Genomic DNA, 12,745 nt, shown 5'->3' with positions numbered 1-12,745 from the left:
CGGCTACCGTGTCGCGACGATTCGATCGCGGCACGGTAGCGCGGGGTCAGAAGCCCAGCTTGCCCATCTGCTTGGGATCGCGCTGCCAGTCCTTGGCCACCTTGACGCGGAGGTCGAGGTAGATGCGGGTGCCGAGCAGTTTCTCGATCTGACCGCGAGCCGCGGTGCCCACGTCGCGCAGTCGAGCCCCACCCTTGCCGATGACGATCGCCTTCTGCGACTGGCGTTCGACGTAGAGAATGGCGTGCACGTCCAGCATCGTGTCCGACCCCTCGCGGGGCCCGACCTCCTCGATGACCACGGCGAGGGAGTGCGGGAGCTCGTCGTGCACTCCCTCGAGCGCTGCCTCCCGGATCAACTCGGCCATGAGGGTCTCCTCCGGCTCGTCCGTCAGCTCACCGTCGGGGTAGAACGCAGGCCCGGGCGGCAGCACCTTCGCGAAGACGTCGACGACGACCTCCACCTGCTCACCGGACGCGGCGGACACGGGGACCACCTCGCAGTCGGGACCGAGCAGGTTCGAGACGGCGATCAGCTGCTCCATGACGCGCTGCTTGGAGACCTTGTCGATCTTGGTCACCAGACCGACCAGCGCTGTCCTGCCCGCGTTGTGGCGGACCTGCTCCAGGATCCAGCGATCGCCGGGGCCGATCTTCTCGTCCGCCGGGATGCAGAGACCGATGGCGTCGACCTCCGAGTAGGTGTCGCGCACCAGGTCGTTCAGACGCTGCCCGAGCAGGGTCCTCGGCCGGTGCAGACCCGGGGTGTCCACGAGGATCAGCTGCGCGTGGTCCCGGTGCACGATGCCCCGAATGGTGTGGCGTGTGGTCTGGGGCCGGGAGGACGTGATGGCGATCTTGGCCCCCACCAGGGCATTCGTCAGGGTGGACTTGCCGGTGTTGGGCCGTCCGACGAAGCACACGAACCCGGAGTGGAAATCGTCAGTCTCGGTCATGGTCGATCTCGTCTCTCTCGTCCGACGACTCGGAGTCCTCGTCGTCGGCGTCCGGTTCGGGAAGCTTCTCGGCGGTCACGGTGCTCACGCGCACTCGTCCGCGCGCATCGGAGCCGCCCTCGGCCACCAGGATCAACCCGTGTGCCTCGACTCGGGCGCCCGGCAGCGGGACGCGCCCGATCTCGTAGGACAGCAGGCCGCCGACGGTGTCCACCTCGTCGTTGTCGATCTCGATGTCGAACAGTTCGCCGAGGTCCTCGAGAGGAAGCCGGGACGACACCCGGAAGCGGCCGTCCTCGAGTTCCTCGATCGGGGCCACCTCATCGGTGTCGTACTCGTCCGCGATCTCGCCGACGATCTCCTCGAGCACGTCCTCGATGGTGACGAGTCCGGCGACGCCGCCGTACTCGTCCACCAGGACGGCCATGTGCTTGCGGTCCCTCTGCATCTCGGCCAGCAGGCTGTCCAGCGGCTTGGAGTCCGGGACGAACACCGCGGGACGCATGACCTCGTCGACACGCACGCTGCGACCACCGTCGGACGACGTGTACGTCTGTTGCACGAGGTCTTTGAGGTAGACGACGCCGAGGATGTCGTCGACGTTCTCGCCGATCACCGGGATCCGCGAATGCCCGCTCCGCACGGCGAGGGTGGTCGCCTGTCCGGCGGACTTGTCACGCTCGATCCACACCATCTCGGTGCGCGGCACCATCACCTCGCGTGCGGAGGTGTCGCCGAGCTCGAACACGGACTGGATCATGCGGCGCTCGTCGTCGGCGACCACGCCGCGCTCCTGCGCCATGTCGACCAGTTCCCGCAGTTCGATCTCGGAGGCGAAGGGACCGTTGCGGAAGCCGCGGCCGGGCGTGATCGCATTGCCGACGAGAATGAGCAACCGGCTCACCGGGCCCAGCAGGATGCCGATGGCGCGCAGCGGGTAGGACGACCCCAGCGAGATGGAGTACGCGTGCTGGCGGCCGAGTGTGCGGGGCCCCACGCCGATGACGACGTAGTCGACCACCACCATTACGCCGGCGGCGATGGCCAGTGCCTGCGCCGGCGCGAGCAGGTCCAGCAACGCTCCGGCGAGCAGAACCGTGGACCCGATCTCGCACAGGATGCGCAGCAGCACCATCAGATTGACGTACCGCGGACGATCCTCGAGGATGCGGAGCAGTTCGCTCGCCCCGCCCCGAGATTCCTTCACCATCTCCTCGACGCGTGCTGAGGAGACGGTGTTGACGGCGGAGTCGATGGCGGCGAAGAGGCCACCGAGAGGGACGAGGACAACCGCGAGCACGATCAGTGCCGGAGCGCTGGTCACCGGGTCGACTCACCACCGGCATCGGTCCGGGGATTCGCGAAGCCGGTGCTGCCCAACAATTTCGCGTCTCGCGCAGCCGACAGAGCGTCGCGCTCGGCCTGGCGCAGACTCTCGTACCAGTCCTCGAGGATGCTGTTCTGCAGGCCGAACATCTCCTTCTCCTCGTCCGGCTCCGCGTGGTCGTAGCCGAGGAGGTGCAGCACACCGTGCACGGTGAGGAGTGCGAGTTCGTGCTCGAGCGGGTGCCCGGCCTTCTCGGCCTGGTCCGCCGCGAACGACGGGCACAGCACGATGTCTCCGAGCATCGACGGACCGGGGTCCGGTGAGTCCGGGCGACCGCCCGGCTCGAGCTCGTCCATCGGGAACGACATCACGTCGGTGGGACCTGGCAGGTCCATCCAGCGCATGTGGAGATCGGCCATGGTGGCGGAGTCGACGAGGACCATGGACAGCTCGGCTGCCGGGTGCACGTCCATCTGCGCGATGGCGTAGCGCGCGACCGCGATCAGATCCTCTTCTCCGACGTCCATCCCGGATTCGTTGGAGACCTCGATGCTCATGCGAACACCGTACTAGTGCGCGGCGACGCCCCCGTGCCCGTGCACGCCCACATCAGTGGTGCGCGGCGCGGGGACCGCCACTGCGACGCGCAGCGCGGTTGGCGGACTTGGCGTCCGCGGCGTCGAAACGGTCGTAGGCGTCGACGATGTCGGAGACCAGTCGGTGCCGGACCACGTCGCTGCTGTCGAGCTTGGCGAAGTGGATGTCGTCGATGTCCACCAGGATCTCGGTGGCGGCACGCAGTCCCGAACGCGATCCCCCGGGGAGATCCACCTGGGTGATGTCACCGGTGACGACGATCTTCGAGTTGAAGCCGAGGCGGGTCAGGAACATCTTCATCTGCTCGGCCGTGGTGTTCTGCGCCTCGTCGAGGATGATGAACGCGTCGTTCAGCGTGCGGCCACGCATGTAGGCCAGCGGTGCGACCTCGATGATGCCCGCCTGCATGAGCTTCGGGATGGCTTCGACGTCCATCATGTCGTGCAACGCGTCGTGGAGCGGACGCAGGTACGGATCGATCTTGTCGTGCAGTGTGCCGGGGAGGAACCCGAGTCGCTCCCCCGCCTCGACGGCCGGGCGCGTGAGGATGATGCGGCTGACCTGCTTCGCCTGCAGAGCCTGCACCGCCTTGGCCATGGCCAGGTAGGTCTTGCCCGTTCCGGCGGGACCCACGCCGAACACGATGGTGTTGGCGTCGATCGCGTCGACGTAGCGCTTCTGGTTCAGCGTCTTGGGCCGGATGGTCTTGCCGCGTCGGGACAGGATGTCCAGGCTCAGGACCTCGGCGGGAGACTCGCTCACGCCGCGGCTGAGCATCGCGACGGTGCGCCGCACCGCGTCCGGAGTGACCGGTCCGCCGGCGACCACGACGGCGGCGAGCTCGGTGAGCACCCGCTTGCCGACGGCGATGTCGGACGGTGCCCCCTCGAACGTGACGACGTTGCCGCGTACGTGGATCTCGGCGGAGAGCACCTGCTCGAGCGCCCGGAGGTTACCGTCGGCGGACCCGAGCAGAGGGAACATCACGGCGGGGTCGAGTTCGATGGACTCGGTCACACGCGCCTCGGTCAGAACCGGGCGTGAGGACTGCCGCTTCTGCGCGCGGGACGCACGAGTGGTGTCCTGCGCATCGTCACCTCTGGTGCCGACGAAAGGGATGTTGTCACTCACGTGGTGGCTATGGCCTTCTCTCGGGTTTCGATACTCGGTTCGCCGCGACGGGAACCTCTCACCACTTTAACGTCTCCCCCGAGAAGCGCATTCCAGTATGTCGCGCGCAACCCTCGTAGCTGCCCCTTCCCGCACACGGGCCGGGCGGCGCCAGGTGCTCCGGTTGCAACAACCTGCTCCGGTCACAACAGGAGCGGGTTGCGGAAACCGGAGCACGTGCACCAGCGGCCCGCGCCGCAGATCAAGCAGGGGGCGCGCCGGACCAGCGATCGGTCAGGACGCCGAGCGCGCCCAACGCCACGGCCGCCGCGGTCGATGTCCGCAGGACGGTCGGCCCCAGGAGCGCGGGCGTCGCGCCGGCACCGACGAGCATGTCGATCTCCGTGTCGTCGAGCCCGCCCTCGGGTCCGACGACGAGCACCACCTCGGGTGCGCCGCGGAACGGGAGGTCCGCGAAGGCCCCGGGCGCAGCCTCGTGCAGCGCGACCACTATGCCCCCACGTGCGACGACGCCCTCGACCAGGCTGCGCACCATCCGAGTGTCGTGCAGGTCGGCGACGTCGGGAACGAAGGCACGCCGCGCCTGCTTGGCGGCCGCGGAGGCAGCGTTCCGCCACTTCGCGACACCTTTGACGGCCTTCGGGCCGTCCCATCGCGACACGCAGCGCAGCGACTGCCACGGCACGATCGCGTCCGCACCCGCCTCGGTCGCCGTCTCGACGGCCAGTTCCGAGCGCTCCGACTTCGGGAGCGCCTGGATCACGGTCACCGTGGGCCGGGGCGGCTCCGCGGTGGTGACGGAGAGCACCGTGAACGAGAGCCGGGCCTTCTCGACGCCGGTGACCTCGACGGCCGCGAGCGAGCCGCGGCCGTCCGACAGCACCAGCCGCTCACCGACGGTCGTCCGGCGCACCGTGGCCGCGTGCCGACCTTCGGCCCCGTCCAACGCGCCCGACTCCCCCGGAGACGGCAGCGGATCGAGGAAGTAGACGGTCGCCGCCACCAGTGGTCCCCCGCCCGATCAGCGACTGAAGGCGTCGCGCAGACGGGAGAACAGTCCCCCGGTGTGCTGCGATGCGGTGGTGACCACCTCGGCGTTGTCGCGTTCGCGGTGAGTGCGCAGTTGCTGCAGCAACTTGGTCTCCGTGGAGTCCAGGCGGGCCGGGACGACCACCTCGAGGTGCGCGTGCAGATCGCCGCGGACACCGCTGCGCAGCTTGGGCATGCCGTGACCGCGCAGGACCTGCACCGAGCCGGGCTGCGTGCCGGGGTCGACGGTGATCGTCGTGGGACCGTCGAGAATCGCGTCGACGCTGACGGACGTGCCCAGGGCGGCGTCCGCCATCGGCACGCGGATGGTGCAGTGCAGATCGTCGCCGTCGCGGACGAACACGTCGTGCGACTTCTCGACCACCTCGGCGTACACGTCACCGGCGGGACCGCCGCCGGGGCCGACCTCGCCCTGCGCCGCGAGGCGGATGCGCATCCCGCTGCCGACACCGGCCGGCACCTTCACGGCCAGTTCGCGGCGGGCACGCACGCGCCCGTCGCCGCCACACTTGCGGCAGGGATCGGGGATCGTCTCGCCCGCGCCGCGGCAGGTGGGGCACGGACGCGCCGTCATGACCTGTCCGAGGAACGACCGCTGGACCGACTGGACCTCACCGGCACCGTTGCACGTCTCACAGCGGACCGGCGTCGAGTCGCCGTTGGTCCCGGAACCGGTGCACACGTCGCACAGCACGGCCGTCTCGACGGCGATGTGCTTGGTGACGCCGGTGGCGCACTCCTCCAGCGTCAGCGTGGTGCGCAGCAGCGAGTCCGAGCCGGGCTGGACGCGACCGCGGGGTCCGCGGGTGCCGCCGCCGTTGCCGCCGAAGAACGCCTCGAACACGTCGCCCAGTCCGCCGCCGAAGCCTGCACCGCCGAAGCCGCCTGCTCCGCCTCCGCCGCCACTCTCGAGCGGATCGCCACCGAGATCGACGATGCGTCGCTTCTCGGGATCGGACAGCACCTCGTACGCCGAGCTGATGTCCTTGAAGCGGGCCTGGGCCGACTCGTCGGGGTTGACGTCGGGGTGGAACTCACGCGCGAGTTTGCGATACGCGCGCTTGATCTCCTGGTCCGACGCCTTGTTGTCGACGCCCAGAGTTCCGTAATAGTCGCGTGCCACGTGTGTACTCATATCCTCTTGGTGGAAGGTGGGTCGGGAAAAGTTCGGGTGGGGCAGGTGAGTGCACCGGCCGTCATCGTTCGGCCAGCACCTCTCCGATGTATCGAGCAACAGCCGCGACCGACGCGATCGTTCCCGGGTAGTCCATGCGAGTGGGGCCGAGCACACCCATACCGCCCAGCACGTTGCCCGCCGAGCCGTAGCCGGTGGAGACCACCGAGGTGCCCCGCATCTCCGGGGCCATGGTCTCCTCGCCGATCCGGACGGTCACTCGGCCGGTGTCCTGGGTCGCCGCGATGAGCTTGAGCACCACGACCTGTTCCTCCAGCGCCTCGAGCACGGAGCGCAACGACCCCGGGAACCCACTGAGCGCGGCAAAGTCGGCGGCGTTGCGCGTCAGGTTGGCGGTCCCCCCGAGCACGAGCCGCTCCTCCGGGTGTTCGACGAGCGTCTCGACCAGCACGGTCGACGAGCGCACCACGGCGTCGCGCAGATCCTCGGGCGCCGTCTCGGCGAGTTCGGCCACCGCGGCCGACGCCAGGGCGAGACGCTTGCCCTCCAGCGCGCCGCCGAGCAGCGACCGCAGACGCGACAGGTCCTCGTCGTCGATGACGTCGCCGAGTTCGACGATGCGCTGATCGACGCGGCCGGAGTCGGTGATGAGCACCAGCAACAGTCGCGCCGGCGTCAGGGCCACCACCTCGAGATGGCGGACCGACGACGCGGACAGGGTCGGGTACTGCACGACGGCGACCTGACGGGTCAGCTGGGCGAGCAGGCGAACACCGCGCCGCAGCACGTCGTCCAGGTCGACGCCGGTGTCGAGGAACTGCAGGATCGCCCGTCGCTCCGCCGCGGAGAGCGGCTTGACGTCGGCGATGCGGTCGACGAACTGCCGGTAGCCCTTGTCTGTGGGGATACGACCCGAGCTGGTGTGCGGCTGCGTGATGTAGCCCTCGGCCTCCAGCACGGCCATGTCGTTGCGCACGGTAGCGCTGGACACTCCCAGATTGTGTCGATCGACCAGTGCTTTCGATCCGATGGGCTCCTGCGTCGCGACATAGTCGGCGACCAGGGCACGCAGGACCTCGAAACGTCGATCCTCCGTACTCGACATCGCAACCCTCCTACGCTCGGGACCGGTGGCTGTGCGGGACCAGCCGATTCTAGTCGGCGACGCGCGGGTGCCCCATTCCGCTCGCCCGAGTCACTACTGTGACCGGTGTGATCTTCAAGGGAGTGCGCGACGGCAAGCCGTATCCGGAGCACGGTCTGTCGCTCCGCGACTGGTCCAAGATTCCGCCACGTCAGTTGCGCCTCGACGAGATCGTGACCACCACGAAGGTGCTCGAACTCGACCGTCTGCTGTCCGAGGACAGCACGTTCTACGGGGACCTGTTTCCCCATGCCGTGCATTACCACGGCGTCGTGTACCTCGAGGACGGCCTGCACCGGGCGGTGCGGGCTGCGCTGCGAAACCGTGTCGTCCTGCACGCGCGGGTGTTCGATTACGACGCGATCGGGGCCTGAAGTCGATAGGTTGTCCGTATGGACCCATGGACAGGCTGGCAGACCTTCTTCACAGACCTCTTCGCAGGCAGAGTCGATCTGATCGAACTGGTGACCTCGGCATTCGCCTACTTCTCCTGAGCGGCACTCACTCGAGAATGTCGCGCACGACCCCGTCGGCGAGCAACCGCCCACGGTCGGTGAGGACGTACCGATCGCCCAGACGGACGAGCAGTCCGTCGGACGCGATCGAGTCCGCACGGGCCACCTCGTCCGTCGACAGATCACCAGCGGCCATTCCCGCCCGCAGCCGCGCGGTCAACATGACACGTTCCATGTGTTGCTCGTCGCTCGTGAGAGATTCGCTGTCCGCGATCGGCAGCGCCCCGTTCGCCAGCGTCTCCGCGTATCGCGCCGGATGCTTGACGTTCCAGAACCGCGTCCCGTTCACATGGCTGTGTGCGCCGGGACCGATGCCCCACCAGTCACCGCCGTCCCAGTACCCCAGGTTGTGCCGGCACTCCGCACCGTCGCCCCGCGCCCAGTTGGACACCTCGTACCACCCGAAGCCGGCCGCGCCGAGACGCGCGTCGATCCGCTCGTAGCGCGACGCCAGCACGTCGTCGTCCGGAGCCGGGAGCTCGCCCCGGCGCACCCGTCTCGCCAGGGCCGTCCCGTCCTCGACGATGAGCGCGTACGCGGACACGTGGTCGACACCGGCGTCGAGCACCGCCGTCAACGACGCGTCGAGGTCGTCGTCACTCTCTCCCGGCGTTCCGTAGATGAGGTCGAGGTTCACGTGGTCGAACCCGGCCGCCGCCGCTTCCCGTGCCGCGTCCCCGGCGCGTCCCGGGGTGTGGGTGCGGTCGAGGATCGCGAGCACGTGCGGTGCCGCCGACTGCATGCCCAACGACACACGTGTGTAGCCGGCCGCGCGGATTCCGTCGAAGAAGGCCGGCGACGTCGACTCGGGATTCGACTCCGTCGTCACCTCGGCATCGGCCGAGAACGTGAAGGACGAGCGCGCGGCACCGAGAAGATCGGCGAGGCCGTCGGCGCCGAGCAGCGACGGCGTTCCGCCGCCCACGAACACGGTGTCGACGCTGGGCACGCTGCCCGACTCCCGCGCGAACGTCGCCGCGGCGAGATCGAGCTCGCGGCGCACTCCGTCGAGCCAGGACTGCGGTGACGCCGACGTTCCGAGCTCCCCGGCGGTGTAGGTGTTGAAGTCGCAGTAACCGCAGCGCGTCGCGCAGAACGGCACATGGAGGTAGAGGCCGAACGGCGCGGCCGGACGATCGACGAACGACTCGGGTGCGAGCACACCGACAGCGGGAAGAGCGAGTGGAACGGGGATCACCGGACCAGTGTCCTCCTCCCTCCTCGTCGACGCCCTGGTCGGGGGAGGCACCCGCGTCGTGGCAGAATGGGGCTCATGACAGTCGTGGAGATCATGCTCGTGGCTCGGCGCCACGTCGATCTCGCACGCGTCTGCAGCTGTCTGAGGCCGCTCGTCTGACCCTCCCGCCAGCCCGCACACCCCCCGGCCGGTCAGGGACGAGGTGTGCGGACCAGCCCTCCGAGACACCCCTTCCTGTTCGGCGCCCGACCTTGGAGCGCCCATGACGAACACCCCCGACACCGCTGCGCCGCGCGCACGGTCGACCCGTCCCGCCAAGCGGAGGTCCGAGGGCCAGTGGGCACTCGGCTACCGGGAACCGCTCAACGCGAACGAACAGAGCAAGAAGGACGACAACCCACTCAACGTCCGCGCGCGGATCGAGAACATCTACTCCAAGCAGGGTTTCGACAGCATCGACAAGGCCGATCTGCGCGGACGCTTCCGCTGGTGGGGGCTCTACACCCAGCGCGAGCAGGGCTACGACGGCACCTTCACGGGCGACGAGAACATCGACCTGCTCGAAGCGAAGTACTTCATGATGCGCATCCGCTGCGATGCCGGCGCACTCAGCGCGTTGCAGTTGCGCACTCTGGGTGAGATCTCGCAGGAGTTCGGCCGCGACACCGCCGATCTGTCCGACCGGGAGAACGTGCAGTACCACTGGATCGAGGTGGAGAACGTCCCCGAGATCTGGCGCCGCATCGAGTCGGTCGGTCTGAAGACCACCGAGGCGTGCGGCGACTGCCCGCGCGTCGTGCTGGGCTCCCCGCTCGCCGGCGAGTCGCTCGACGAGGTCCTCGATCCCACGCCCGCCATCGACGAGATCGTCGAGCGCTACATCGGCCGGCCGGAGTACTCGAACCTCCCCCGCAAGTTCAAGACCGCGATCTCCGGCCAGCAGGACGTGGTCCACGAGGTCAACGACATCGCCTTCATCGGGGTGAACCATCCCGAGCACGGTCCCGGCCTCGACGTCTGGGTCGGCGGCGGTCTGTCCACCAATCCCATGCTCGCGCAGCGGCTCGGGGTCTGGGTGCCGCTGCACGAGGTCGCCGACGTGTGGGAAGGCGTCGTCTCGATCTTCCGTGACTACGGGTACCGGCGTCTGCGCAACAAGGCGCGGCTGAAGTTCCTGGTCAAGGACTGGGGCGTGGAGAAGTTCCGGGAAGTGCTCGAGACCGAGTACCTGAAGCGGCCGCTTCTCGACGGCCCCGCCCCGGAGAAGCCGACCCGGCCCGTCGACCACGTCGGGGTCCAGAAGCTGAAGAACGGCCTCAACGCCGTCGGACTCGCCCCCATCGCGGGCCGCGTGTCCGGCACGATCCTGACGAAGGTCGCCGACGCGGCCGCGCGGGCAGGGTCGGATCGCATCCGGTTCACCCCGTACCAGAAGCTCATCGTCCTGGACATCTCCGACGAGAAGCTCGAGGACTTCATCGCCGAGATGGACGCGCTGGGTCTGCCGGCGCGGCCGTCCATCTGGCGCAAGAACCTGATGGCGTGCAGCGGCATCGAGTTCTGCAAGCTGTCCTTCGCCGAGACCCGCAAGCGTTCGCAGGTGCTCGTCCCCGAACTCGAGCAGCGGCTGGCCGACGTCAACGCGCAACTCGACGTCCCCATCACCGTGAACATCAACGGCTGCCCCAACTCGTGCGCTCGTTCGCAGGTCGCCGACATCGGGTTCAAGGGTCAACTGGTGGACGACGGTGACGGCGGACAGGTGGAGGGCTTCCAGGTCCATCTCGGTGGAAGCCTCGGCTTCGACAGTGCCTTCGGCCGGAAGTTGCGCCAGCACAAGGTCACCAGCGCCGAGCTGGGCGACTACATCGACCGGGTCGTCCGCAACTTCGTCAAGCAGCGCGACGAGGGCGAGCGGTTCGCGCAGTGGGCCGTACGCGCCGACGACGCGGATCTGCAGTGAGCGAGCACGGGAATCGCGTGTCCCGCCCTCGCGTTGTCTCCTGGACCGTCCGCCCGCGAAAGGTTGTCTCATGAGCGTCGCCACCCATCGCCACCTGACCGAGTCCGAGCTCCGCGCCATCGCCGAGCGGGGTGCGCGGGAGATGGACGGCGCCTCGGCGGACGAGCTCATGCGCTGGACCGAGGACACCTTCGGCGACGACTACATCGTCGCGTCGAACATGCAGGACGGCGCGCTGGTCCATCTGGCCGCGCAGGTGCATCCGGGTGTCGACGTGCTCTTCCTGGAGACCGGCTACCACTTCGCCGAGACCATCGGTACTCGTGACGCCGTCGAGTCGGTCTACGGGGTCAACGTCATCGACGCGAAGACGACCGTGTCGGTGGCCGAGCAGGACAGGCTCGAGGGCAAGGATCTCTTCGCCCGCGATCCCGCACGCTGCTGCGCACTGCGCAAGGTCGTGCCGCTGAAGCGTGAGCTGGCGAACTACAGCGCCTGGGTCACCGGCATCCGCCGCGTCGAGGCACCCACGCGCGCCAACTCGCCGCTGATCTCCTTCGACGAGGCGTTCGGCCTGGTGAAGATCAACCCGATCGCGGCGTGGTCCGACGACGAGATGCAGTCCTACATCGACGAGCACGGCATCCTCGTGAACCCGCTCGTCGACGAGGGCTACCCGTCGATCGGGTGCGCACCGTGCACGGCCAAGCCCGCTCCCGGAGCGGACCCGCGCAGCGGTCGCTGGGCCGGCAGCACCAAGACCGAGTGCGGACTGCACTCGACCGAGGAAGGAACCCGATGACAGCCGCCACGAGCGTGGATGTCACCCACGTCGACGAGCTCCGGGCACTCGAGGCCGAGTCCGTGCACATCATCCGCGAGGTGGTGGCCGAGCTCGAACGACCCGTACTGCTGTTCTCGGCGGGCAAGGACTCCATCGTCCTGCTCCGCCTGGCGGAGAAGGCGTTCCGCCCCTCCCCCGTTCCCTTCCCGGTGATGCACGTCGACACCGGACACAACTTCCCCGAGGTCATCGAGTTCCGCGACCGACGACTCGAGGAGGGCGGCCATCGCCTCGTCGTCGCGTCCGTCCAGGAGTCGATCGACTCCGGTCGCGTCCGCGAGGTCGGCGGGTCCTCCGGCTCACGCAACCGTCTCCAGACCCGGACGTTGCTGGACGCGTTGGAGGAGAACAAGTTCGACGCCGCCTTCGGTGGTGCGCGGCGCGACGAGGAGCGTGCGCGCGCCAAGGAGCGTGTGCTGAGCTTCCGCGACGAGTTCGGCCAGTGGGATCCGCGGGCCCAACGCCCCGAGCCGTGGTCGCTGTACAACGGCCGCATCAAGCGCGGTGAGCAGGTCCGCGTGTTCCCGCTGAGCAACTGGACCGAGCTGGACATCTGGCGGTACATCGAGCTCGAGCAGCTCGAGCTGCCGTCCATCTACTTCGCCCACGAGCGCGAGGTGTTCGAGCGCGACGGCATCCTGCTCGCCACCTCGGAGTTCACCTCCCCGACCGAGCACGAGACCGCTGCCGTCGAGATGGTGCGCTACCGCACGGTGGGCGACCTCACCATCACCGGCGCCGTGCGCTCGCACGCCACCGACATCGCCGGGGTGATCACGGAGATCTCCGCGGCCACCGTGTCCGAGCGCGGCGAGACCCGCGCCGACGACCGCACGTCCATAGCCGCGATGGAAGATCGCAAGCGCGAGGGGTACTTCTGATGACC

12 protein-coding genes are annotated in these 12,745 nt (G+C 68.5%); 4 read left to right on the top strand and 8 right to left on the bottom strand.

Annotated elements, in window-relative coordinates; genetic code table 11:
- Positions 1-46: 46 nt before the first annotated feature.
- The 7 genes from era to hrcA form a co-directional block, all read right to left on the bottom strand.
- Positions 47-955, bottom strand: a complete 909-nt coding sequence (era, locus tag ASG69_RS16115) for a GTPase Era (protein ID WP_027505722.1) — start codon at positions 953-955, stop codon at positions 47-49.
- The gene (locus ASG69_RS16110; protein WP_056445784.1) at positions 942-2,279 is read right to left on the bottom strand and encodes a hemolysin family protein; all 1,338 of its coding nucleotides are present in this window, start codon (positions 2,277-2,279) and stop codon (positions 942-944) included. The genes era and ASG69_RS16110 overlap by 14 nt, the downstream gene beginning before the upstream one ends.
- Positions 2,276-2,839 (bottom strand): rRNA maturation RNase YbeY, encoded by a 564-nt coding sequence (gene ybeY, locus ASG69_RS16105; RefSeq protein ID WP_027505720.1) that lies wholly within the window; start codon positions 2,837-2,839, stop codon positions 2,276-2,278. The genes ASG69_RS16110 and ybeY overlap by 4 nt, the downstream gene beginning before the upstream one ends.
- A gap of 52 nt (positions 2,840-2,891) precedes the next feature.
- Positions 2,892-3,911 carry a PhoH family protein gene (locus tag ASG69_RS16100; protein WP_056446329.1) on the bottom strand — a complete coding sequence of 340 codons (1,020 nt, stop codon included), beginning with the start codon at positions 3,909-3,911 and terminating at the stop codon, positions 2,892-2,894.
- Between the two features lie 340 nt (positions 3,912-4,251).
- Positions 4,252-5,013: a 16S rRNA (uracil(1498)-N(3))-methyltransferase gene (locus ASG69_RS16095; RefSeq protein ID WP_056445787.1), complete on the bottom strand. Its 762-nt coding sequence runs from the start codon at positions 5,011-5,013 to the stop codon at positions 4,252-4,254.
- A gap of 18 nt (positions 5,014-5,031) precedes the next feature.
- Complete coding sequence (dnaJ, locus tag ASG69_RS16090; protein WP_027505717.1) at positions 5,032-6,183, bottom strand: molecular chaperone DnaJ; 1,152 nt, start codon at positions 6,181-6,183, stop codon at positions 5,032-5,034.
- Between the two features lie 73 nt (positions 6,184-6,256).
- On the bottom strand, positions 6,257-7,300 hold the full coding sequence (gene hrcA, locus ASG69_RS16085; protein ID WP_027505716.1) for a heat-inducible transcriptional repressor HrcA: 1,044 nt from the start codon (positions 7,298-7,300) through the stop codon (positions 6,257-6,259).
- Positions 7,301-7,407: 107 nt separating this feature from the next.
- Between hrcA and ASG69_RS16080 the strand changes: the two genes are divergently transcribed.
- A complete protein-coding gene (locus ASG69_RS16080) occupies positions 7,408-7,713 on the top strand; it encodes a type II toxin-antitoxin system VapB family antitoxin (RefSeq protein ID WP_027505715.1) in 306 nt (101 codons plus the stop codon).
- 127 nt (positions 7,714-7,840) lie between these two features.
- On the opposite strand, the gene hemW is transcribed toward ASG69_RS16080, so the two are convergent.
- Positions 7,841-9,016, bottom strand: coding sequence for a radical SAM family heme chaperone HemW (gene hemW / locus ASG69_RS16075; protein WP_056446332.1), 1,176 nt, complete (start codon positions 9,014-9,016; stop codon positions 7,841-7,843).
- 298 nt (positions 9,017-9,314) lie between these two features.
- Here hemW and ASG69_RS16070 point away from each other — a divergent pair, with 298 nt between their 5' ends.
- The 3 genes from ASG69_RS16070 to cysD all read left to right on the top strand — a co-directional run bounded on the left by ASG69_RS16070 (position 9,315) and on the right by cysD (position 12,740).
- Positions 9,315-11,015 carry a nitrite/sulfite reductase gene (locus ASG69_RS16070; RefSeq protein WP_056445789.1) on the top strand — a complete coding sequence of 567 codons (1,701 nt, stop codon included), beginning with the start codon at positions 9,315-9,317 and terminating at the stop codon, positions 11,013-11,015.
- Between the two features lie 70 nt (positions 11,016-11,085).
- Positions 11,086-11,817: a phosphoadenylyl-sulfate reductase gene (locus tag ASG69_RS16065; RefSeq protein WP_027505713.1), complete on the top strand. Its 732-nt coding sequence runs from the start codon at positions 11,086-11,088 to the stop codon at positions 11,815-11,817.
- On the top strand, positions 11,814-12,740 hold the full coding sequence (cysD, locus tag ASG69_RS16060) for a sulfate adenylyltransferase subunit CysD (protein WP_056445792.1): 927 nt from the start codon (positions 11,814-11,816) through the stop codon (positions 12,738-12,740). Before ASG69_RS16065 ends, cysD begins: the two co-directional genes overlap by 4 nt.
- Positions 12,741-12,745 lie beyond the last annotated feature (5 nt).

The sequence above is a fragment of the Rhodococcus sp. Leaf225 genome, from assembly GCF_001426145.1.
Classification (GTDB): Bacteria; Actinomycetota; Actinomycetes; order Mycobacteriales; family Mycobacteriaceae; genus Rhodococcoides.
Note: the sequence above shows the minus strand (reverse complement) of the source record. Positions and strands in the feature narration are given on the sequence as shown.